General features: G+C 37.4%; 17 protein-coding genes and 2 tRNA genes. 9 read left to right on the forward strand and 10 right to left on the reverse strand.

Annotation, left to right across the window (positions count from 1 at the left end; translation table 11 throughout):
- The 5 genes from H4K33_RS10065 to H4K33_RS10085 all read right to left on the reverse strand — a co-directional run bounded on the left by H4K33_RS10065 (position 1) and on the right by H4K33_RS10085 (position 10,099).
- Positions 1 to 4,359 (reverse strand): CusA/CzcA family heavy metal efflux RND transporter, encoded by a 4,359-nt coding sequence (locus tag H4K33_RS10065; RefSeq protein WP_182648505.1) that lies wholly within the window; start codon positions 4,357 to 4,359, stop codon positions 1 to 3.
- Positions 4,360 to 4,587: 228 nt separating this feature from the next.
- A complete protein-coding gene (locus H4K33_RS10070; RefSeq protein ID WP_370576674.1) occupies positions 4,588 to 4,965 on the reverse strand; it encodes a hypothetical protein in 378 nt (125 codons plus the stop codon).
- 186 nt (positions 4,966 to 5,151) lie between these two features.
- Positions 5,152 to 5,526 (reverse strand): hypothetical protein, encoded by a 375-nt coding sequence (locus H4K33_RS10075; RefSeq protein ID WP_182648508.1) that lies wholly within the window; start codon positions 5,524 to 5,526, stop codon positions 5,152 to 5,154.
- Positions 5,527 to 5,665: 139 nt separating this feature from the next.
- Entirely contained in the window at positions 5,666 to 6,709 is a 1,044-nt protein-coding gene (gene thiL / locus H4K33_RS10080; RefSeq protein ID WP_182648510.1) for a thiamine-phosphate kinase, read from the reverse strand.
- A gap of 135 nt (positions 6,710 to 6,844) precedes the next feature.
- Entirely contained in the window at positions 6,845 to 10,099 is a 3,255-nt protein-coding gene (locus H4K33_RS10085) for a DUF2723 domain-containing protein (RefSeq protein ID WP_182648513.1), read from the reverse strand.
- A 177-nt stretch (positions 10,100 to 10,276) separates the two neighbouring features.
- On the opposite strand from H4K33_RS10085, the gene H4K33_RS10090 reads away from it, so the two are divergent.
- Both H4K33_RS10090 and H4K33_RS10095 read left to right on the forward strand, forming a co-directional pair.
- A tRNA-Gln gene (locus H4K33_RS10090) sits at positions 10,277 to 10,347 on the forward strand.
- A 396-nt stretch (positions 10,348 to 10,743) separates the two neighbouring features.
- Positions 10,744 to 10,814 (forward strand) — tRNA-Gln (locus H4K33_RS10095).
- A gap of 85 nt (positions 10,815 to 10,899) precedes the next feature.
- Here H4K33_RS10095 and H4K33_RS10100 read toward each other — a convergent pair.
- Genes H4K33_RS10100 through H4K33_RS10120 form a run of 5 tightly spaced genes read right to left on the reverse strand, consistent with a single transcriptional unit; the run spans position 10,900 to position 15,611 of the window.
- Positions 10,900 to 11,679, reverse strand: coding sequence for an enoyl-CoA hydratase/isomerase family protein (locus H4K33_RS10100; RefSeq protein ID WP_182648515.1), 780 nt, complete (start codon positions 11,677 to 11,679; stop codon positions 10,900 to 10,902).
- A gap of 11 nt (positions 11,680 to 11,690) precedes the next feature.
- Positions 11,691 to 13,160 carry a PAS domain-containing sensor histidine kinase gene (locus tag H4K33_RS10105; RefSeq protein WP_182648517.1) on the reverse strand — a complete coding sequence of 490 codons (1,470 nt, stop codon included), beginning with the start codon at positions 13,158 to 13,160 and terminating at the stop codon, positions 11,691 to 11,693.
- Positions 13,161 to 13,164: 4 nt separating this feature from the next.
- The gene (locus H4K33_RS10110; protein WP_182648519.1) at positions 13,165 to 13,707 is read right to left on the reverse strand and encodes a CopD family protein; all 543 of its coding nucleotides are present in this window, start codon (positions 13,705 to 13,707) and stop codon (positions 13,165 to 13,167) included.
- Between the two features lie 9 nt (positions 13,708 to 13,716).
- Positions 13,717 to 14,736, reverse strand: coding sequence for a ferrochelatase (gene hemH / locus H4K33_RS10115; RefSeq protein WP_182648521.1), 1,020 nt, complete (start codon positions 14,734 to 14,736; stop codon positions 13,717 to 13,719).
- Positions 14,736 to 15,611: an AraC family transcriptional regulator gene (locus H4K33_RS10120; RefSeq protein ID WP_182648523.1), complete on the reverse strand. Its 876-nt coding sequence runs from the start codon at positions 15,609 to 15,611 to the stop codon at positions 14,736 to 14,738. The genes hemH and H4K33_RS10120 overlap by 1 nt, the downstream gene beginning before the upstream one ends.
- A gap of 227 nt (positions 15,612 to 15,838) precedes the next feature.
- Between H4K33_RS10120 and hemA the strand changes: the two genes are divergently transcribed.
- The 7 genes from hemA (at position 15,839) to hemB (ending at position 22,302) form a co-directional block, all read left to right on the forward strand.
- Positions 15,839 to 17,098, forward strand: coding sequence for a glutamyl-tRNA reductase (gene hemA / locus H4K33_RS10125; RefSeq protein ID WP_182648524.1), 1,260 nt, complete (start codon positions 15,839 to 15,841; stop codon positions 17,096 to 17,098).
- Positions 17,091 to 18,026 (forward strand): hydroxymethylbilane synthase, encoded by a 936-nt coding sequence (hemC, locus tag H4K33_RS10130; RefSeq protein ID WP_182648526.1) that lies wholly within the window; start codon positions 17,091 to 17,093, stop codon positions 18,024 to 18,026. The genes hemA and hemC overlap by 8 nt, the downstream gene beginning before the upstream one ends.
- Position 18,027: 1 nt before the next feature.
- Positions 18,028 to 18,684 (forward strand): uroporphyrinogen-III synthase, encoded by a 657-nt coding sequence (locus tag H4K33_RS10135; protein ID WP_182648528.1) that lies wholly within the window; start codon positions 18,028 to 18,030, stop codon positions 18,682 to 18,684.
- 36 nt (positions 18,685 to 18,720) lie between these two features.
- The gene (gene hemE / locus H4K33_RS10140; protein WP_182648530.1) at positions 18,721 to 19,749 is read left to right on the forward strand and encodes a uroporphyrinogen decarboxylase; all 1,029 of its coding nucleotides are present in this window, start codon (positions 18,721 to 18,723) and stop codon (positions 19,747 to 19,749) included.
- A gap of 60 nt (positions 19,750 to 19,809) precedes the next feature.
- Positions 19,810 to 20,169 (forward strand): hypothetical protein, encoded by a 360-nt coding sequence (locus tag H4K33_RS10145; RefSeq protein ID WP_182648533.1) that lies wholly within the window; start codon positions 19,810 to 19,812, stop codon positions 20,167 to 20,169.
- Positions 20,170 to 20,208: 39 nt separating this feature from the next.
- The gene (gene hemF, locus H4K33_RS10150; protein WP_182648535.1) at positions 20,209 to 21,123 is read left to right on the forward strand and encodes an oxygen-dependent coproporphyrinogen oxidase; all 915 of its coding nucleotides are present in this window, start codon (positions 20,209 to 20,211) and stop codon (positions 21,121 to 21,123) included.
- Between the two features lie 186 nt (positions 21,124 to 21,309).
- Positions 21,310 to 22,302 carry a porphobilinogen synthase gene (gene hemB / locus H4K33_RS10155; RefSeq protein ID WP_182648537.1) on the forward strand — a complete coding sequence of 331 codons (993 nt, stop codon included), beginning with the start codon at positions 21,310 to 21,312 and terminating at the stop codon, positions 22,300 to 22,302.
- The last annotated feature ends 33 nt before the right edge of the window (positions 22,303 to 22,335 follow it).

Genomic DNA, 22,335 nt, shown 5'->3' on the forward strand with positions numbered 1-22,335 from the left:
CTAATTATTTGAAGTTAGATAATTGATTTGAATGACAGTGTCATTATACGCTTTTAAAGCGTCAAAATAGTTGCTTAACAATTCTAATGCCTGATTGGTTAAAAGCACATATTCAAGGTAGTTAATTTCCCCGTTGATGAACTGTAATTCGGCAGTTTGCATAATAACATCAGCGCCTTTTGGTGCTTGTTGTTCATAACTCATCAAAATTTGTTGACTACTTGTAAGGTTTATCAACAATTGTTGATAATGGTTAACCATGTTTTGCTGGGTCATTGCCAATTCTGCTTCTGCTACTTTTTCTGCCTCTTTAGATGCGCGAATTCTACCTTTTTGCCCAAAGTCAAATAGGGGCAAGGTTAAGCCAATCTGAAAGGCGTGAAAGCGGTCTTTTCGGTCGTAGTACACATCATTCGCTGCTAACCCCATAAAACTACTGTTGTTGTAAGTCAATTGTAGTGTAGGTAATAGTTTTGATCGTTCCAATTGCGTTTGGGCATGCGCGATTTCGCTGTTTTGTTCTGCGATTTTTAATTGTGGATTTTGATCCAAATCTTGTTCTAATCCCAGTAATTCGACTTTGTTTGCTTCTAACGAGGGAATTAAATCTTCCTCCGTATTAAGTAAGTACTTCAATTGGAGCTGAGCTAAACTTTTAGCCTGTGCAATTTCAGCTAGTTGCATTTGAATTTTAATCAACTGATTTTTGGCCGTTGTTTGTTCCAATATAGTGCTTTCTCCTTTTTGAAAGCGCAATGTAGCTTTGTTGTAAAAGGAAATATAGAGGCTATCTGCTTGAAGTAAGAGTTGTTCTTTTTCCTTCCAATAGTAGTAATCAAAAAAGCTTTGGGTTACTTCTCTCTTGATTTCAATCGTTTTGAGTTCTAAATCAAAAATACTTTTTTGCCAATTTTTTTGGTATACCTTTTTTTGTCTGTTGTAAATTGTAGGGAAGGCAATATCCTGACTGATGCTAAATTTATTATCCGTGTAAGGGCCATTAATTTGTCCGAATTCACCTGATACAGTTGTTTGTGGAATATCCGTTGCGGTATGGATAAAGGCCTTGGCAAAATCCGAACGCAATTGTTCCGTTCGTATGGCATTGTTATTGGTCAAGGCACGGTCAATGGCTTGGTCCAGTGCAATAGGTGTTTGCGCAAATGTTTGACTGTTTGTGAATAACAATAGTCCAATTGTTGCTACAACGGTGCTGATTTTTTTCTTTTTAAAGAAAGAGAAGTTCAGCTTTTGTTCGAAAGTGATATATAACAAAGGCAAAATAAATAAAGTTAAGAAAGTGGCGAGGATTAGTCCTCCGATTACAACGGTGGCCAATGGGCGTTGTACTTCTGCACCTGCGCCATTGCTCAATGCCATAGGTAGAAATCCAAAAGACGCAACAGAAGCGGTCATCAATACAGGACGTAAACGGCTTTTTGCTCCTCGAACAACGACGTAAACGATGTTGGTAATTCCTGATTTTTGTAAGCGGTTGAATTCTGCAATTAGCACAATACCGTTTAATACAGCTACACCAAATAGTGCAATAAATCCAACACCTGCACTGATACTAAAAGGCATACCCCTTAGTGCAAGAAGAAATACTCCTCCAATAATGGATAGCGGAATTGCTGTAAAGATCATTAAGCATTCTTTGATATCTCGAAAGGCAAAAAATAAAAGCACGAATATTAAAACTAACGCCAAAGGAACAGCAATGGCTAAACGTTCTTTCGCCTCATTTAAATTTTCAAATTGCCCTCCATACGTAACACGATACCCTGTAGGTAAAGTAATTTTAGCTTCTACTTTTTGTTGTAGTTCTTCTACAATACTTTGAACATCACGTCCTTTTACATTAAAGCCAACAAAAATACGGCGTTGTGCATTTTCACGTTGAATTTGATTCGGTCCTTCTTTAATTTCTACTGAAGCTAATTGACTTAAAGGGATTTGCATTCCAGAAGGAGTAGGAATCAGTATGTTGCGAATTTGTTGAATGTCTTTTTTGCTTTTTTCCTCCATGCGAACAACCAAATCAAATCGATTTTCCCCTTCATAAACCACACCAGCACTTTGACCTGCTAATGAGGTATTAACAATGCTGTTAATCTCACCAATTGACAGATGATGACGAGCAATTGCTGCGCGGTTGTATTCAATGAGTAATTGCGGCATTCCAGTAATAGGTTCAACGTATAAATTGACTGCACCAGGAATGGTATTGATCAGTTGTCCAATTTGATTGGCAGCAGTAGCTAAAGTATCTAAATTATCTCCAAAGACTTTAACAACAACGTCTTGTCTAGCTCCGGTCATTAGTTCGTTAAATCGCATTTGTACAGGGAATTGAAATCCGACTGTAATTCCAGGAACTTCTTCGAGTGCTTTGGTCATTTTCTCTGCCAATTCAGGGAAAGAAGAAGCAGAGGTCCATTCTTTTTTGTCTTTTAAGATAACCATCATATCTCCTGCCTCCATTGGCATGGGATCGGTAGGAACCTCACTATTACCTATTTTTGTTACTACTTTTTCCACTTCCGGAAATTGATTCACCAAAATATGAACTGCTTTTTGTGTGCTTTCTATGGTTGTTGTAAGGTTACTTCCGTTGAGCACTTTGGTGTCTACGGCAAAATCACCTTCTTCTAAAGATGGAATAAATTCTCCTCCGAGGGTGGAAAGAATATAGATTGCACTGACAAATAATAAAGCAACTACACTGTAGATGATTTTAGGTATTTCCAATACTTTAACTAAAGCTTTCTGGTATATTTTTTCCAATTTTGCCATAAAGCGATCGGCAAAGTTAGGTTTTGGATCTACTTTTCTACTCAAAATTAAAGAACTCATCATGGGAACATAAGTCAACGAAAGCAAAAAGGCTCCCAATAAGGCAAACGCTACGGTTTGTGCCATAGGCTTAAACATTTTCCCTTCTATTCCCTGTAAAGTCAGAATTGGGATATATACAATAAGGATAATGATTTGACCAAACACCGCACTGTTCATCATTTTTGAAGCAGATTGTACCACAGTTTGGTTCATTTCCTCTTGTTTGAGCAGTATTTTTTTCTTGAATTTGTTGTTGTGACTGAATTGATGGAGGACGGCTTCCACAATGATGACGGCTCCGTCTATGATTAATCCGAAATCCAAAGCCCCCAAACTCATCAGGTTTCCGCTGACACCAAATAAATTCATCATCGAGATGGCAAATAGCATCGCCAAGGGTATGATAGATGCAACAAGTAAACCTGCACGTAAATTTCCAAGAAACAAAACAAGTACAAGAACGACAATTAATGCACCTTCTAGTAGGTTGGTCTCTACTGTTCCAATGGCGTTGTTAACCATTTTAGTACGATCGAGAAACGGTTCAATTACTACCCCTTTAGGCAGGGATTTTTGAATTTCAGCAACACGAGTTTTTACATCTTGGATTACATTGTTGCTATTTTCTCCTTTTAACATCATGACAATTCCGCCCGCAACTTCGCCTTGGTCGTTGTAGGTCATTGCGCCGTAGCGCGTTGCATGCCCAATTTGCACTTTGGCAATATCGCGAATCAAAATAGGTAATTCGTTGTTTTTTGAAGGAATAACAATTTGTTCAATATCTTCAATCGTTCCAATTAAACCTTCAGAACGGATGTATAAAACAGTTGGTCCCTTTTCAATATATGCACCTCCTGTATTTTCATTGTTTTGATTGAGTGCTTCAAATACATCTGTAATAGTCAGGCCGCTGGCATCTAAACGATTGGGGTCAATAGCGATTTCATATTGTTTGAGCTTTCCGCCAAAGCTACTTACTTCGGCAACTCCTTTTACAGAAATTAATTGGCGTCGAACTATCCAATCCTGAATAGATCGCAGTTCTGTCAGATCAAATTGTTTTTCATACCCTTTTTCTGGGCGTACCACATATTGGTAAATTTCTCCTAAACCAGTAGAAATGGGACCTAATTCGGGTCTGCCAACCTCTTTCGGAATGTCATTCTGCACCTGTTGTAGGCGTTCGCCAACTTGTTGTCTTGCCCAATAGATGTCGACATCTTCTTCGAAAACAATGGTGATAAGGGATAAACCAAAGCGCGAGAAGCTTCGGATACTTTTCATTCCAGGAATATTACTATTGGCCTGTTCGATAGGAAAAGTAACTAAACGTTCAATATCCGTAGCCCCATAATTCGGCGCAACCGTAATAACTTGAACTTGATTGTCTGTAATATCTGGTACAGCATCGATAGGTAATTTGGTCATTTGAAATATACCAATACCGATTAGCCCTAGTACCATTAAGCCTATGATAAGTTTATTCTTTACAGAATAAGCAATTATTTTGTTTAACATACTACTACTGTTATGTTCAATTGCAGCTATCAATCTAGTCCTAACCTACAGTTTACGGCATATAATTCATTTACCCCCGTAAACTAAGTGTTTTGAGAAAGGGTAAGATTGCACATAAACTCAGAGATGCGAAGAGATAATACTGCCCTTGAGTTGATACATAAATACGATAAGAACTACGTGATTTAGTTGATATAAACAAACCACGAAGTGTGAGGATAAAATGTATTAACAGTATTTAGGCGGTTGCCAAATAGAGGATAAAAAACTACTTTCGAAAACAGCGTCGTGAAAACGCTCAACCTTGGTATTATGAGTTGAGATTTTGATACGCTCAATTTTTAGCATAGTCGGCGGAGTTGTCGCAACGATATGCATGATGGGAGCATGAGAAACAAAAGGAAGTTTCTCATCTGTTGGATCACCATCTTCTTTGTGATTGTTGTCGTAGTGAATTTGTAAAAATCCCCAAATTGTCAAATCAGGATTTAAACCTTTGTGTTCAACATAATGCTCCACAAGCAAAGGGAACTTCAATAACTGACCAAATTCAGTTGTTGAAATCAGAAACATAAGCATAAAAAATACCGCTATTTTTCTTTTCACTTGGCTTGTTTTGAGTTTGTTAACTAGAACAAAATTAAGTAATCTTTTTTACAATCGCGGTGCAAGGTACTAATTTGTTCGAATTCAAAATAAGGTTTAGCTTAATTCTAATAAAAATCTAATAATTATTTAACGTACAAAAAAACAGAACCTAAGTTCTGTTTTTTTGTATGAGTGGTATTGATCTTACATTTCTGATGCAACGGCAGCTGCAGCTGCAATTCCAAGAATTCCCAACAAGAAGAACATGATGATAAATCCTATTAGAGAGATCACAAGACCAGCAATGGCAAAACCTCTTGGTTTTTTGAATAGTCCAACAATTGAAAGGACGAGTCCCAATAACCAACACAGCCATCCTACAATGGGAACTAAGGAAATCACAACAGCAACGATAGACAAGATAAATCCTGTTAGTCCTATGTTGTTCTTTTCAATAGGTTGTTGTACAAGTGGTGGAACAGTTTGATACGTTGCTTGAGTGGGAGGAGTTACTACTTCAGTTTGTTGTGTAGACTCTACCGCTTTTTCTTGGTTTTCTTCTTGATAATTTGTGTCCATACTAGTGGGTTTTTATTCAAATTTAAAATAAATTATCAAATATTCACAAATTATGGTTAATATTTTATAGGAATTACACTTTGAGAATGAGGGATAGTATAGAGCAAAAAAAAACTGGTTACAGAACCAGTTTTCTTAATTATTGTAGGGCATTCCATCCTTTTGCCTTGATTGGAATTTTCGTGTTATCTCTTGTGATGAGGTGAACGCCTTCGCTTTCTTGTGTCATATGACCAATAACAGTTAAGTTCGGGTTTCCTTTAATTTTGTCGTAATCTTCCATTTTGATGGTGAATAGTAACTCATAATCTTCACCACCATTAATAGCGATTGTTGTTGCATCTATATTAAATTCCTCACAGGTATTAATAAATTGTGGATCAAGTGGAAGTTTGTCTTCAAACAAGTTGCATCCTACTTTAGATTGCGTACATAAATGAATTATTTCAGAAGAAAGCCCGTCTGATACATCAATCATACTCGTTGGTTGAACCTCAAGTTCAGCTAATAGTTGTTTGATATCTGTGCGAGCTTCGGGTTTTAATTGTCTTTCAATGATATAGTCATAGAGAGATAAATCCGGTTGATTATTTGGATTTACTAGATAAACTTGTTTTTCTCTTTCTAGCACTTGGAGTCCCATATAAGCACCACCAATATCTCCAGTAAGGACTAATAAATCATTGTCTTGTGCCTTGTTTCTGTAAACTAATTCCTCTTCTTGTGCTTTACCTATCGCTGTAACACTGATGATTAATCCTTTTTGCGAAGAAGTTGTATCACCTCCAATTAGGTCAACTTTATAGTAATTACAAGCCAATGCAATTCCCTCGTATAATTCTTCTAAAGCTTCTAAAGGGAATCGATTTGACACGGCAATAGAAACGGTAACTTGCGTAGGTACAGCATTCATTGCGCAAATGTCAGATAGATTGACAACAATAGCTTTATAGCCTAGGTGTTTCAATGGAGCATAAGCCAAATCAAAATGAACACCTTCGATGAGTAAATCGGTTGAAATAACTACTTTATCTGTGGGAAAGTCTAGCACAGCGGCATCGTCACCAATCCCTTTTAGGGTAGATGGTTGTGTAATAGAGAAGTCTTTGGTTAGCTGTTTAATCAGTCCAAATTCGCCCAATTGCTCTACTTGTGTTTTACTTTGATTTTTATTTTCAATCATATCGTATATATCCTTTTGAATCGCAAAGTTACTAAAAAAATAGAAGGAGCTCCTTCGAATTGTTTTTGGAGTTAGTAGGAAAACAAAAACAGCCTTTATTAAGTAATAAAGGCTGTTTTATTATATGAAAATTTGTTATTCTTCGGATTCGATAAAGTCTCCTTCTTCTTCCATTGCTTCTCCTTGATATTTTTTGAACAAGTAGTTGAAATGAGTGAAGTACGAATTGAAGTCGTCTTTGTATTGTTTGACAAAAGCTGTTTGTTTGTCTTCTACATCAACAATATCAACCAAATGCTTCCAAATATTGAGTTCTGCAAGGATTTCATAAGCGTAGAAATTCTGTTCGTCAAGAGGAAGATTCTTGTAATAGAACAACTTCTCATTTGATTTTTGCGCTAATTCCTGTGCATACTTTTGTGCTACTTTGGCTTCGCCAATTTTGTAATAGCATTCTACAAAAGGAATGACCAATTGATAATAGCCATAATATTGAATCGGCATATTAGTCATTGCCGTATCGAGGATTTCTTTTGCTTTTTCATTTTTACCTTCCTCAATCAACTGCTCTGCTAAACGACTCAAGTTAAGGCGATAGCTTAATGAATTTCTACGTGTTTGCGGATCATGGTAAATCTTATCACTACCCATATTACCCCAATACCATGTTTTCACGGTATTGTACATACGATCTGCATCAATGCTACCCAAGTCTACCGGATGTGCATTTTGACCTTCAGATTTGATCGGAACAAGCTTATAGATTAAACCGCTGAGTTGTAGGTAATCTTTCATCCAAGCGAAATCGTCGTTGTTAAAACTACCACCAGAGAAATAGATAGGTCTTTCCCATTTGTTGTTAGCAATAATGTCTAACATGATTAAACGGTGTTTGTAAATTACTTGATCCGTAATATCAATGTCGATAGAGGAAACCACTTGATCCATTAAATGAGGAGAAACAATATTGTTTTTTGCAATTGTTTCACGATCAACAGGTAAAGAGGCTTTATCTGATGAGAATAAGTACAGTGTTGTACCTGCTTCTGTTAATTGCTTCGTACGTTGATCGTCTGAGCGAACAACATCCAATAAAAGGGATAAGTCAAAACGTTGATCTGCTACAGGTTTAACCAAAAGCGCGTCGCGTTTGTTTCCTACATATTGATCATGAGTAAATTTGATTGGCAATGGCTCAGAGTCATAGGCTTTGGCTTTCATCTGGTCAATGTACCAATCTTGTGTTAGTAAGCTAGTACAAACGACGCGTACATCGGTACGATAGCCTTCAATTTCTTGTAAATACCAAAGCGGGAAGGTATCGTTATCACCAATGGTGAAGATAATCGCATTTGGATCACAAGAATCTAAATACGCTCGTGCGTTTGCTAAAGCGGTATAACGGTTAGAACGATCGTGATCATCCCAATTTTGTTGCGCTAATAAAACAGGGCCAGCAAGGGTGCAAACAGTTAATACAATAATGTTTGACATTTTTGGAGAAAGGTATTTTTTCAATCCTTCATAGATTGAATATACCCCAAATCCAAGCCACATCGCAAAGATATAAAACGAAGGTACAACTGCGTAATCGCGTTCTCTTGGTTCAAAAGGACGCTCGTTTAAGAATATTTTCAGTGCTAAACTTGTAAATAAGAAAAGGACCAATAATACCCAGAACATTTTTGGATCTTTTCGGTAGTTGAATACAATTCCAATAATACCAAGGATGAAAGGCAAGAAAAAGTACGTATTTCTACCTTTATTGTTTAATACATCAGAAGGAAGATTATCCTGAGAACCAAGGCGTATTTCGTCTAAAAACTTAATCCCACTCAACCAATTTCCGTGTTCTAAATCTCCTTGACCTTGAATATCATCTTGACGACCTACAAAGTTCCACATCAAATATCTCCAGTACATATACCCAAATTGATAGGTAAACATAAAAGACATATTATCAGAGAAAGAAGGTACCTCAATATCTAGTGCTTGACCATATTGGCTAAAGAAATTGTCTAATTCTTCAACGCCAAATTCGCCACTCGCTAATTTTTGTTTGACAGCACGGTCTAAGTAGACCAATTTATCGTTATTCGTATATCCCGGTGCAATGTTGAAATTTAGCGGTTTTGAATAACGCATATAGTTTACGCGGTGGTTTTTATCTGTACTCCACATACGCGGAAGAAATCCTTTGTGTCTTTCGTCAAAGTTTTGCCCCGCATTTTTCCATTCGTTTACGACAACGTATTTTCCTGTTTTGTAGTCTCTTTCATAGTTGGGTTGTTGATCTTTCCACGGGTTGTTAGCATCCAGTCCAACGTAGGCTTTTGTAAAGTATGAATCGTAATAAATACTTTCATCACCGTATTGTTCACGTTGGTAGTAAGCTAATAATTCCGCTGCATCGGAAGGAGTATTTTCGTTAATGGTTACGTTTGCATTAGCGCGAATAGGCAACATTAACCAAGCACTTAAACCAACACAAACGAAAACGATAGTTAAGATAATGGTATTAAACATTACATACCCTTTCTTACGGGTGTAATACAAGCCAAATACAGTAAGTCCAATTAAGATAAGGAAGGCAAGGATAGTTCCGCTATTGAAGGGAAGTCCTAGTGTATTGATTGCGAAAATTTCTGTTTTTCCAAAGAAAGCGAGGAGCTTAGGGAAGAAAAACGCAAACAAAAAGAATAGTGCTGCAACAGAGGCAATATTACCTATGATGAAGTTCTTTATTGTTACTTTTTCATATTTCTTAAAGAAGTAAAGTAAACCGATAGACGGAATAGTTAACAGGGCCATAAGGTGAACACCAAAAGAACATCCTGCTACTAGGCCGATCAATAACAACCAGCGGTTTCCTCTAGGTTGATCAAGTTCATCTACCCATCTCAATCCTAGGTAGAGGAGAAGAGCAGTAAGAACCATAGCCGAAGCGTAAACTTCTGATTCTACCGCATTAAACCAAAAACTGTCCGTAAAGCTAAAAGCAAGAGAACCTATAGCTGCACTACCTAAAACGGCAATGGCATTTGAATTTGTCCATTCCGAAGTTTTAGTTACTATTTTTTTTAGGATATTGGTCATCGACCAAAACATAAAAAGGATAGTAAAAGCACTCGATAAAACGGCTACCATATTCACAGCTAATGCGATATGTTGAGGTGAAGCCGCAAAAAGAGAGAACAAAGCACCTAGCATTTGGTAAAAAGGAGCCCCTGGAGGGTGACCCACTTCGAGTTTGGCTGAAGTAGCAATGTATTCTCCTGGATCCCAGAAACTAACGGTAGGTTCTACGGTCAAAGTGTAAGTGATTAACGCAACGAGGAAGCATAGCCATCCCCCGATTATATTCCACTTTTTGTAGTTGAATGTTAACATATAAGAATATTCTTGGTATTTTTAATCAATATATACAAAGAAAGTCTTTTTTTATTAGATATGAACCAGATTAAAAAAAAATAATTTTGCGTTTTGTTTTTGGATAATATAAAAAAAGTGTTACTTTTGCCTCCGCAATGCAGAAGTAGTTCCTACTTTTGAGTCGCAAAGTGGTACTGGCCTATGGTGTAATGGTAACACAGCTGATTTTGGTTCAGTCGTTCTAGGTTCGAGTCCTAGTAGGCCAACAAAAGCTCCTTGAGAAATCAAGGAGCTTTTTTTTATTTGATTATTGGTTATCAGAAGACAACTCTAAGCGAGTCATCACCTCACCACCACAACACCTCACCACCACAACACCTCACCACCACAACACCTCACCACCTCACCACCTCACCACCACATCACCACATCACCACATCACCACATCACCTCTACGACTCACCACCTCAACGACTCATCTCCCCCCTTGCAAAAAAATATGTTAAAATTTATTTCGCTTTCAATTGATTATTAGTGAATTGTAGTGGGAGTCGTGTGTGTGGAGTTATTATTATTTTGAAAATCTTTGGTAAGTACAGAAATAATGCTACTTTTGCATCCGCAATACAGAAGTAATTTACTTTTGAATGGCAAAGTGGTACTGGCCTATGGTGTAATGGTAACACAGCTGATTTTGGTTCAGTCGTTCTAGGTTCGAGTCCTAGTAGGCCAACAAAGCTCCTTGAATTTCAAGGAGCTTTTTTTATGACCTTGTGTGTAAATAAAAAAGGTTGGAATGTAAATTCCAACCTTTTTTCTTATCCTTTAAAATTTGGTTTTCTCTTTTCTAAGAAAGCTGTTGTGCCTTCTGTAAAATCTTGCGTATTAAAGCACTCACCAAAGTGCTTAATTTCTTCGTGGTATCCGTTTGTACCATCTTTGAAGTTAGCGTTGATTGATTTAATAGCTTTAGAAATAGCAGAAGACGAATTGTTTGCTATCTTTTGGGCAATAGCTTTTGTGAAAGTTAGCAATTCAGGTTGTTCAACCACGTGGTTTACTAAGCCATATTCCAATGCTTTTTGTGCGTTAATCATGTCTGCTGTCATAATTAATTCCATCGCGCGTCCTTTGCCTATTAATTGAGGTAGGCGTTGTGTTCCTCCATAACCAGGGATTAAACCTAGCGTTACTTCAGGTAGCCCCATTTTGGCATTAGTTGAAGCAACTCTAAAATGGCAAGCCATAGCTAATTCTAATCCTCCACCTAAAGCAAAACCGTTAACAGCTGCAATGATCGGCTTAGAATAGTTTTGAGCATAGTCAAATAGCAATTCTTGTCCTTTAGCAGCTAATTGTGAGCCTTCACTTACATTGAAGCTTGCAAACTCTTTAATATCCGCGCCTGCAACAAAGGCTTTTTCTCCACTTCCGGTAATAATTACCACGCGTACTGATTTGTCTTCTTCTAATTGAAGGAGTGCACGGTGTAATTCTTCAATTGTAGGTTTGTTTAAGGCGTTTAATTTCGTTGGTCTGTTAATCGTTATGACCGATATATGATCATCTGTCTCAACTAAAATATTTTCATATTCCATATTTCAAATTTTTATTTGGTCAGCGGTAAAGTTACGGTAAATGTTGTTCCCTTGCCGACTTCTGTTTCAAAAGTAATGGTTCCTTTATAATTTTCAACAATGTTTTTTATAATCCCCAGACCAAGTCCCATTCCACTTGTTTTGGTGGTAAATTTCGGTTCGAATATTTTCGTCTTATCTGCAATAGTAACTCCCGTTCCATTGTCGGTAACAGAAATAACGATGTTTTTGCTATTTTGATAGGCTTTTACGATCACAATCGGACTAGGATTACTATCGGGAATAGCCTGAATTGCATTTTTTACTAAGTTAGTAATAATACGGATAAGTTGTGTTTGATCGATAATTGCGATGATTTCCTCTTCTTCGTGTTCAAAATAGATGAAATCTTCGGTAAATATATCTAAAGATATTCGAATCGTTTTAATAACGTTTAGCGTTTCGTTTTGTTGAGCAGGCATCGAGGCAAAGCTTGAGAAGGCAGTTGCAACGGATGACATGGTATCAATCTGTCCGATGAGAACAGCGGAATAGTCTTTGATTTTTGTGGTAATGTCTGGATCGGTTGGATCGAATTTTCGCTCAAAACTCTGTACCGTTAATCGCATAGGTGTTAACGGATTTTTAATTTCATGAGCAACTTGTTTCGCCATTTCTCGCCAAGCTTGTTCTCTTTCATTTTGCGCTAATTGTTGGTAAGTCTCGTCTAATTTCTCAACCATGTCATTGTAGGCATTGATTAAGTTAGATATCTCTTTACTTGTGGAGATGTCTTCAATCTTTTCGTTTTTCTGTCCTAGCTTGGTGCTCGTCATTTTAATGCTGAGCTTATTTAGACTCTGGGTGATGTAGTTGGATAGAAAATAAGAAATGGCGATAGACATAATCAACATGATAATATAGACTTGTCCGAATTTATACATGAAATTGCGCACCTCATTTTCGTAAAATTCAGTTTCTTCTGGATAGGGAATCTTTATGATTCCCAGGGGTTTAAATTTTTGATCTTTCAAGTAGCGATAGGAAGTTCGAATACGCGAATTATCGATCTCCTCTACGTCAACAAAACGCTTGACAGGAGAGGCTTTTATTGTTTTTAAGATGATAATCGGAATATTCGACTTGACGCTGTCAATGGAGAAACTCCCCTTAGAAGAGAGTAATAACTTGCCATTTAGATCATAAATATGTAATTCGGTATTGTGTATAGAGGCAAGCTCGTGTATTTTATCTTTGAAAATCAGAGGGAGATTTTCGGTGTTTAGTTGATAAGGAGTGGTGGTTAAGATGTAGTTTATGTTCTCTGTAATAGAACTTTCCTTTCGTTCTAGCCTATATTGGTGATAGGTGCGTGCTTCTTCCTTAAATTGATAGACAGAAACTGCCGAGATCAATATCGAAGATATGATGCTCAAGAAAATTAAGGAGAAAAAAATTCTATTTTGTAGGGAGAAACTTTTTAAAAAAAACTTGTCTTTCATTCACTCACTCTTTCTTTCGTTGACGAATTCGTTTATAAAGCTTAATACCTATCATTAATAATATAGCCAAACCTAGTAGTCCTACTACACCAAATATCCAGTTGAAAGCATTTTTTAAAAATACTAAAAAAACAATAGAAAATAAAATAATTGTTGCTCCTTCATTCCATATTCTGAAAAATGAAGATGATTTCGTTAGCGTATTTCGATTAATTTGCTTTACGAATTGATGGCATTTGAGGTGATAAGCGATTAAAAATAAGACAAACAACAACTTAACATGCATCCAGGGTTGTTCTAATAAATAGGGATTCACCACAAAAAGCGAAAGACCAAAAAGCAAGGTAAGTATAGCTGCAGGCCATGTGATAATATTCCAAAGACGATTAGTCATGAGGCGATATTGCTTCTTGAGGATGTCTTGTTCAACTTGTGGTTTTTCATTGGCCTCCACGTAATAAACGAAGAGGCGAACAATATAAAATAAGCCTGCAAACCAACAGACAACAAAGATGACGTGTAGTGCTTTTAAATATAAATAGGCCATAAAATTTCGTTATTTTTTTTGTTGCCAGGTTGTAATCCAAGTGGCTAAGGCATCAATAAAATCGTCGTTATCGTTTAGGCAAGGGATTGTCTTAAAAGAAGTTCCGCCGTGGTGTAGAAATTCCTCCTTTGCTTCCATGCCAATTTCCTCAAGTGTTTCTAAGCAATCTGCTACGAAAGCGGGAGTAACAACAGCTAGGTGTTTGATTCCATTTTCAGCTAATGCATTGACTGTTTTGTCTGTAGGAGGTTGCAACCATTTGTCTGGTCCTAATCGCGATTGGAAAGTATTGGTGTATTTTTCTTCTGGAATATTGAGTTTTTCAACGACTTGTCTGGTCGTTTCCAAACATTGATGTCTATAGCAATGTTGATGTGCTACAGAAGGAGTGTTACAACACGATCCATCGATTTTACAATGTGATTTTGTGGTGTCTGATTTATAGATGTGACGCTCTGGAACACCGTGGTAAGAAAACAAAATGTGATCCCACTCGTTGTTGTCCAAATGTGCTTGAATAGAATTCGCTAAAGCGTCGATGTATTCCTGTTTATTGTAAAAAGCAGGCATACTAGTAATGCTCATGTTTTGAAAGTGCTTTTTGCGCAATTCTTCAGCCAATACTTCAATGGTTTCTGTGGTTGCCATAGCAAATTGCGGATACAAAGGAATCATAAATACATCGGTTACTCCTTTGTCATGCAGTTCCTGTAAACCTGTTTTGATTGAAGGCTCACCATAACGCATGGCTAATGCAATAGGTAAATCCGTCTTTTGTTGTAATTTTTTTTGCTGACGTTGAGAGATTACAATTAACGGTGATCCTTCAGGTAACCATACTTTTTGATAAGCAGCAGCTGATTTCTTAGGTCTTGTATTGAGAATAATTCCCTTTACTAAAAATGCTCTCAGTAAATAAGGCATATCGATGACTCTTTTGTCCATTAAAAATTCATCCAAGTAAGGTTTTACATCCTCAGGGGTTGGAGATTTTGGCGAACCTAAATTTACAAGTAGTATCCCTTTCATTATTGATTGTTTGAATTAATTGACATTAAATATTTTTTTGGCGTTATGCCATATTTCTTTTTAAAGGCAGAAATGAAATGGCTAGCTGAACTGTATCCAATTTTCAATCCCACTTCATTGACGTTGTAATTTCCTTCGTCTAATAGTTTTCGTGCATATTCCATCTTGTAGTCAAAGAGGAAGCTGAAAACAGAGTCTCCGTAAATTTGCTTAAAACCAATTTTTAACTTTTTGATGTTTAAGCCGATATGATCCGCTAGCTCCTGCAACGTAGGCGGTTCGGTCATCTGTTGAATAATGATGTCTTTGGCTTGTTTGATTTTTAAAACATCTTCCTCGTCCGATAAAAACGGACAATTGTCAATGTTTTGTTCCTCGTTGTAATTGAATACTAGACTGAGTAACTCATATGTCTTGCCTTTGTAAAAAAGGTTTTTTACAGAAGGATGCATTGTAGCATTGAGCATTTGCGTTAAGACAATGGCAATGGCTGGTGTGATCTTTTCTTCTGTATAGTATTTTTTTTCCTTATTCTCTTCCGTTAAAAAACCGATAAATTCCGCTTCTGATGAAAATAAGGAGTGGAATTTTTTAATGGAAATCATCAAGCAAATAATCGCAGATTGCCCCTTTATTTCTAGGTGAACAGGTAGTTGCTTTTGAGGATTGTATAACAGAAGTGACTTCTCTTCGGGTAGATCCAAGGTATAGGCTCCGTGGTTGTAAATAAACTGTCCACTCCCTTTCAAACAAAAGTAGAATTGGATAATATCTGTGCTGATCTCCTTGTGGAAACTCAGCGATTGTGGACTGGAATTATCTATTTTGTAGACCGAAAATTCGGGGTCTATGTTGATTTCTTCTATGGGACTCATAGCGTTATTTTTTTGAACAGTAGGGAAACGTAATCTTGTATTTTTTATTTAGAATGATTCTATATAGAATCATTTCTAACCCTTGCTAATACTGCAAATGTACTGTAATATAATGAAATATTGCTAATTGTTTTTCTTTTTCTTTGAGCGTTATTAATAGTCCCTCTAGCGTTACTTTTATCGAATCATTAGCGCTAAATTTGCTTACTTTTGAAATTGAAATAGGTATGGAAAAAATAGATAAGGTCAAATCAACTACTTTTTATGCAGTGGGATTAAGCTATAAAAAAGCGGACGCTGAGATGAGGGGAAAGTTTAGTTTGAGTGAAGAGGCCAAAGAAAATCTATTACATCAAGCGAAAGAAGAAGGGATTGAAAGCTTAATCGTTATTTCTACGTGTAATCGTACGGAGATCTATGGTTTTGCGCAGCATCCTTTTGAATTGATTAAGTTATTATGTGATAATAGTAATGGAACGGTTGACGATTTCCGACAAGTTGCTTATGTGTGTAAAAACAATGAGGCAATACGTCACTTATTTCGCGTTGGAACAGGGTTAGATAGTCAAATCTTAGGTGATTTTGAAATTATTAGTCAAATTCGAAATGGCTTTGTATTAGCCAAAGAGCAAGGATTGACAACGAACTATTTTGAGCGTCTAGTTAATGCGGTTATTCAAGCTAGTAAACGCATAAAGAATGAAACGGAACTCAGTTCTGGAGCTACTTCTGTTTCTTTTGCAGCCGTACAGTATATCATGGATCAGGTGCAAGACATCTCCGCTAAAAACATTCTTTTGTTTGGAACGGGGAAAATTGGTCGCAATACCTGTGAAAATCTTGTCAAACACACCCACAACGATCATATTGTTTTAATCAATAGAACAAAGGAACGCGCTTTAGAAGTGGCGGGGAAGTTTAATTTACACGTCAAAGATTACGAAAATTTAGAGGAAGAAATTGCAAAATCAGATGTATTAGTCGTAGCAACTGGTGCTCAACAACCAACAGTTGATCTGACAAAACTACAGCTGAGCAAACCTTTAACGATCCTAGATTTATCTATTCCCAAAAACGTAGATCCAATGGTCGCTTCTCATCCCATGGTGGAACTAATTCACATGGATGACTTGTCTAAGATGACGGATAAAACTATTGAAAGAAGAAAAGAATTCATCCCTCAGGCAGAAGAAATTATTGACGAAGTGATGTCAGAATTTGTCGCTTGGACCAAGATGAGAAAGTTTGCTCCAACTATTCACGCGCTAAAAACGCGTCTAGAACAAATAAAAGATGGAGAAATTGACTACCATCGAAAAAAATATGAGAACTTTGATAGTGAACAAGCTGAAGTAATCACAATGCGTATTATTCAGAAGATCACCACACATTTTGCCAATCATTTGCGACAAGAAGAAACCGTTGTTGATGATAGCATTGAATGGATAGAAAAAGTTTTTCAATTAGACACAAGACAAAATGGATAGAGTTATTCGTATCGGTACACGCGATAGCGAGCTTGCAATGTGGCAAGCAACAACAGTTGAAAAGGCATTAAATGCTTTAGGATATAAAACGGAATTAGTTCCGGTGAAGTCTGAAGGGGATTTGATATTAGACAAGCCTTTATATGAAATGGGTATTACCGGTATCTTTACCAAAACCTTGGATGTGGCCATGATCAACAAAAAAGTGGACATTGCCGTGCATTCGATGAAAGATGTTCCAACGGCTTTACCGCAGGGCATCGTACAAGCTGCTGTACTAAAAAGAGCAAATACAGTAGATATTTTATTACACAAAGGAAATACAACTTTTTTGGATCCCGAGGTAGAGGCAGTGGTAGCAACGGGAAGTTTAAGACGAAAAGCCCAATGGCTCAACCGTTTTCCTAAACACACACTCGTTGATTTGCGCGGAAATGTCAATACAAGAATGCAAAAACTAAATGACAATGCAGATTGGAATGGAGCAATTTTTGCATCAGCCGGATTGGATCGCATCAAGAAAAAACCCAAGGGATTTGTCAATTTAGATTGGATGATTCCAGCACCCGCACAAGGTGCAATGGTGGTAGTAGCTATGGCAGAGGATTCTTTTGCTTTGGATGCTTTACGTCAATTAAATGACTATGAAGCGGAAATGACTACGCATATTGAACGTCAATTCTTGCGTACTTTAGAAGGTGGGTGTACGGCGCCAATTGGAGCAATCGCTACCTATAATCAAAAAGAAGAAACAATTGATTTTACAGGGGTACTACTGTCGTTAGACGGGAAAGAAAAGTTTGAAATTAAAAAAACAGTTGCCATTCAAGAGTGGAAAAAACTAGGGTTCTTCGCTGCACAAGAATTGTTGGCTAATGGAGGACAAGCCTTGATGGAAAAACTTCGTCAGGAATTAAAACGCTCTTAATATGCCTGTAGTTTTATCAACGCGAATATTGAATGACGTGCATCGCCAAATGCTTGAGACTGCTGCGCTCTCGTGGATCGAGCAAGACTTTATAGCGATAACTCCGCTAGCGTTTACCGTTGATCAAGCAAGGGATATTGTGGTGTTTACCAGTCAAAATGCCGTGAAAAGTGTGTTGAATAATCCGCAGGCACAATTGCTCAAGACCAAACCGGCTATTTGTGTGGGGGTTAAAACCAAAGCACTTTTAGAAGAACACGGATGGAAGGTATTGGCTTGGACACACTATGCAAAGGAATTAACCGAAGTTATTGAACGAGATTTTGCTAATTGCAGTTTTTCTTTCTGTTGTGGTAATATCCGACGAGAGGTTTTGCCTACATTTTTTAAACAACACAACTTGATTTTTGATGAGTATGAAGCTTATCAAACAATCAAACAACCTCATGTGCTTCAACAAAAAGTAGAAGGGATCTGTTTTTACAGCCCATCGGCCATTGAGAGTTTTTTGCAAAACAATCAAATTACCACGGAAGTGTGCTTTTGTATTGGCGATACAACTGCAGATGCACTCAAAGAGATTACTACGCAAATTGTGGTAGCAAGTCAACCGACAATAGAAGCTACCCTACAAGCGTGTTTAGCATATTATAAATAGTGTCAGCTAAAATTGACGTAATTAAATGGTTTAGAAATGATTAAAAATGATTTATTCTTAAGAGCTTTAAAAGGAGAAACGGTGGAGAGACCACCCGTTTGGATGATGCGTCAAGCAGGTAGATACTTGCCGGAATTCCGCGCTTTACGAGATAAATACGATTTTTTTACCCGTTGTAGAATGCCTGAAATTGCAGCTGAAATTACGGTACAACCTATTCGTATTGTACAACCAGATGCAGCTATTCTATTTTCGGATATTTTAGTTGTTCCACAAGCCATGAATATCGATGTGGAAATGAGACCAGGAATAGGACCTTGGGTACCGAATCCTATCCGCTCAGCTAAGGATGTTGAGCAGGTTATTATTCCGAATATTGAAGAAACTTTGGGTTATGTAATGGATGCTATTAAAGTAACCAAAGAAATGTTGAATGACGAGGTGCCTTTGATCGGTTTCGCAGGTTCGCCGTGGACAATCTTCTGCTATGCCGTGGAAGGAAAAGGATCTAAAAGCTTTGACTTAGCTAAGGGATTTTGTTTTTCTGATCCAGTTGCAGCTCATACATTATTGCAAAAAATTACAGATACCACGATTTTATATCTAAAAGAAAAAGTAAAAGCAGGGGTAAATGCCGTTCAGATTTTTGACTCTTGGGGAGGAATGCTATCTCCTGTAGATTATCAAGAATTCTCATGGAAATACATCAATCAAATTGTTGATGCACTAGCAGAAATTACACCTGTTATCGTATTCGGTAAAGGTTGTTGGTTTGCCTTGCCTGAAATGGCACAGTCTAAAGCTTCTGCTCTAGGAGTAGATTGGACTTGTAGCCCACAAAATGCACGTTTATTTACAGGTGGGAATATCACGCTACAAGGAAATTTTGATCCAAGTAGATTAATGTCCCCAATTCCTACCATTAAAAAAATGGTGCATGAGATGATTGATGCTTTCGGAAAAGATAAATACATCGTGAACTTAGGACATGGGATCTTACCACATATCCCAGTTGATCACGCTAAAGCTTTTATTGAAGCAGTAAAAGAATACGAACACAAATAAAAATACGGCAAAAGGTTTACGGATATAGCGTAAACTTTTTTGCTTTTGATATGGAGATCTATGTTAAATAAAGGAGTAAAAAGCGAAGAAGACAGACGAATTGAATCGATTGTCGTAAAACTTTCATCAATTGGATTCGTTCCTGATGAGCTACAAGTAAAAGAAGAAATTGATGCTGAACTAGGAAAAATGGGTTTGACATATGAGATCTTAGCATCAATGGAATCGACAGCACTCCATGCACACCTATTGAAATTCAATTTTGGTTGGGATCGTATGGAACAATTTGCCGATGTATTAGTTAACTGGTCTAAGACAGAGCCCCAATTCAAAGCTAAAGCGAAGAACTTATATACTTTTATTCAAAATGAAAGTAAAGCTTTCTCTTTTGAAATAATGGGTAAAATCGCTCAACTGTAACAGAAAGAAATAAAACCGATACGCTTGTTTAAGGGAAGTATGAAAGAAAAATTTTATCACTATATACAGCAACTTCAAGATCAAATTACTGCAAAATTGGAGGAGGTTGATGGAGAAGTTAAATTTCAACAAGACCTGTGGGAACGTCCTGGAGGTGGTGGTGGAAGAACACGTGTTATTGAAAATGGACGTGTATTTGAAAAAGGAGGAGTGAATATTTCTGCTGTTCACGGGGAATTACCTGCGGCTATGCAAAAGTATTTTAATGTAGGAGATGTCGATTTTTATGCGTGTGGATTGAGCTTAGTTATCCATCCAAAAAACCCTATGGTACCTACAGTTCACGCCAATTGGCGCTACTTTGAAATGTACGATAAAACAGGTAAAGTAGTTCGTTCTTGGTTTGGAGGCGGACAAGATCTAACGCCGTATTACTTATTCGAAGAAGATGCGACCCACTTCCATCAAGTGTGTAAGAAGGCTTGTGATCAACACGATGCAACATTTTATCCGCGTTATAAAAAACAATGCGACGAATATTTCTGGAATGCACACCGCGAGGAAGCTCGTGGAATTGGTGGGTTATTTTTTGATCGATTGGAAGAAACAACGGACAGATCAGCTCAACAGTGGTATGATTTTGTTACAACAGTTGGCAATAGCTTTCTAGAAGCCTATGTGCCTATTGTTGAAAAACGCAAAGCGTTAACCTATACAACAGAACAACGCACTTGGCAAGAAATTCGAAGAGGTCGTTATGTAGAGTTTAACCTGGTGCACGATAAAGGAACGCTGTTCGGATTAAAAACCAATGGACGTATCGAATCCATATTAATGAGTTTGCCTCCGCATGTTCAATGGATATACGATCACCAACCTGAAGAAAATAGCGAAGAAGAAAAGTTATTGAAGGTATTGGCTAATCCAGTGGATTGGTTATTAGTTAACGGTTAACGGTTCACAGACGTGGAGGGAATGTATATTGTTGAGTAATGTATCGTTCAGAGCATTCAAACTGTTAACTGTACACCGTCAACTGTAAGCGATCTTTGATAAACAACGTTTGTTTAAATAAATAAAATAATTAATTAGTTGACAGTACACAGTGAACAGTAAACTGTCAAACGTAAACCAAATACTATGTTTCCATTACAAAGAGGTAGAAGATTAAGAACAAGTGAGTCCATTCGAAGTCTAGTTAGAGAAACGATTGTGACCCCACAAGATTTTATGTTTCCCATGTTTATTGCTGAGGGAACAAATGTTGAAGAACCTATTTTATCTATGCCTGGGATCTATAGAAGATCAGTAGATTTAACAGTGAAAGAGGTGAAAGAATTATACGCGTTGGGCATTCGCGCTGTAAATATCTACGTAAAGGTAAGTGATCATTTAAAAGATAACGCAGGTACTGAGTCGTGGAATGCAAACGGATTGATGCAAACGGCAATAAAGGCAATAAAGGATGCCTGCCCAGGAATGATTGTTATGCCTGATGTGGCGTTAGATCCGTATTCGATTTACGGACACGACGGGATTATTGAAAACGGGAAGGTGATCAATGATGCAACCGTAGATGCATTGACTAGAATGAGTGTGTCTCACGCTGCTGCAGGAGCAGATTTTGTGGCGCCAAGTGATATGATGGATGGTCGTGTGTTGCGCATGCGTGAAGCCTTAGATCAATCCGGTTATACGGATGTGGGTATCATGAGTTATTCTGCAAAATATGCCTCAGCATTCTATGGACCATTTAGAGATGCATTAGATAGTGCACCTCGTGCAAATGTAGAAATTCCAAAAGACAAGAAAACCTATCAAATGGATTATGCCAATCGCATTGAAGCTATTAAAGAAGCATTGTATGATGTAGAAGAAGGAGCAGATATCGTTATGGTAAAACCGGGAATAGCTTATTTAGACATTGTACGTGAAGTGAAAGATGCAGTGAATGTACCTGTATCGGTGTATCATGTATCTGGAGAGTATGCTATGGTCAAAGCTGCTGCTGAAAAAGGATGGTTGGATCACGATCTAGTGATGATGGAACAATTAACCTGTATCAAACGCGCTGGTGCGAGTATCATCTCCACTTATTTTGCAAAAGAAGCAGCAATCTTGCTGAATAAATAGAAATCATATCAAAAGGGAGATCGAAAAGATCTC

Origin of the sequence: Myroides sp. WP-1 (genome assembly GCF_014145635.1) — a bacterium.
In the GTDB taxonomy this organism is placed as follows: Bacteria; Bacteroidota; Bacteroidia; order Flavobacteriales; family Flavobacteriaceae; genus Flavobacterium.

Bases quoted from the DNA above. Each gene is read 5' to 3' on its own strand.
- H4K33_RS10065 (WP_182648505.1), bottom strand. From the start codon at position 4,359: ATGTTAAACAAAATAATTGCTTATTCTGTAAAGAATAAACTTATCATA.
- H4K33_RS10075 (WP_182648508.1), bottom strand. From the start codon at position 5,526: ATGGACACAAATTATCAAGAAGAAAACCAAGAAAAAGCGGTAGAGTCT.
- thiL (WP_182648510.1), bottom strand. From the start codon at position 6,709: ATGATTGAAAATAAAAATCAAAGTAAAACACAAGTAGAGCAATTGGGC.
- H4K33_RS10085 (WP_182648513.1), bottom strand. From the start codon at position 10,099: ATGTTAACATTCAACTACAAAAAGTGGAATATAATCGGGGGATGGCTA.
- H4K33_RS10100 (WP_182648515.1), bottom strand. From the start codon at position 11,679: ATGGAATATGAAAATATTTTAGTTGAGACAGATGATCATATATCGGTC.
- H4K33_RS10105 (WP_182648517.1), bottom strand. From the start codon at position 13,160: ATGAAAGACAAGTTTTTTTTAAAAAGTTTCTCCCTACAAAATAGAATT.
- H4K33_RS10110 (WP_182648519.1), bottom strand. From the start codon at position 13,707: ATGGCCTATTTATATTTAAAAGCACTACACGTCATCTTTGTTGTCTGT.
- hemH (WP_182648521.1), bottom strand. From the start codon at position 14,736: ATGAAAGGGATACTACTTGTAAATTTAGGTTCGCCAAAATCTCCAACC.
- H4K33_RS10120 (WP_182648523.1), bottom strand. From the start codon at position 15,611: ATGAGTCCCATAGAAGAAATCAACATAGACCCCGAATTTTCGGTCTAC.
- hemA (WP_182648524.1), top strand. From the start codon at position 15,839: ATGGAAAAAATAGATAAGGTCAAATCAACTACTTTTTATGCAGTGGGA.
- hemC (WP_182648526.1), top strand. From the start codon at position 17,091: ATGGATAGAGTTATTCGTATCGGTACACGCGATAGCGAGCTTGCAATG.
- H4K33_RS10135 (WP_182648528.1), top strand. From the start codon at position 18,028: ATGCCTGTAGTTTTATCAACGCGAATATTGAATGACGTGCATCGCCAA.
- hemE (WP_182648530.1), top strand. From the start codon at position 18,721: ATGATTAAAAATGATTTATTCTTAAGAGCTTTAAAAGGAGAAACGGTG.
- H4K33_RS10145 (WP_182648533.1), top strand. From the start codon at position 19,810: ATGTTAAATAAAGGAGTAAAAAGCGAAGAAGACAGACGAATTGAATCG.
- hemF (WP_182648535.1), top strand. From the start codon at position 20,209: ATGAAAGAAAAATTTTATCACTATATACAGCAACTTCAAGATCAAATT.
- hemB (WP_182648537.1), top strand. From the start codon at position 21,310: ATGTTTCCATTACAAAGAGGTAGAAGATTAAGAACAAGTGAGTCCATT.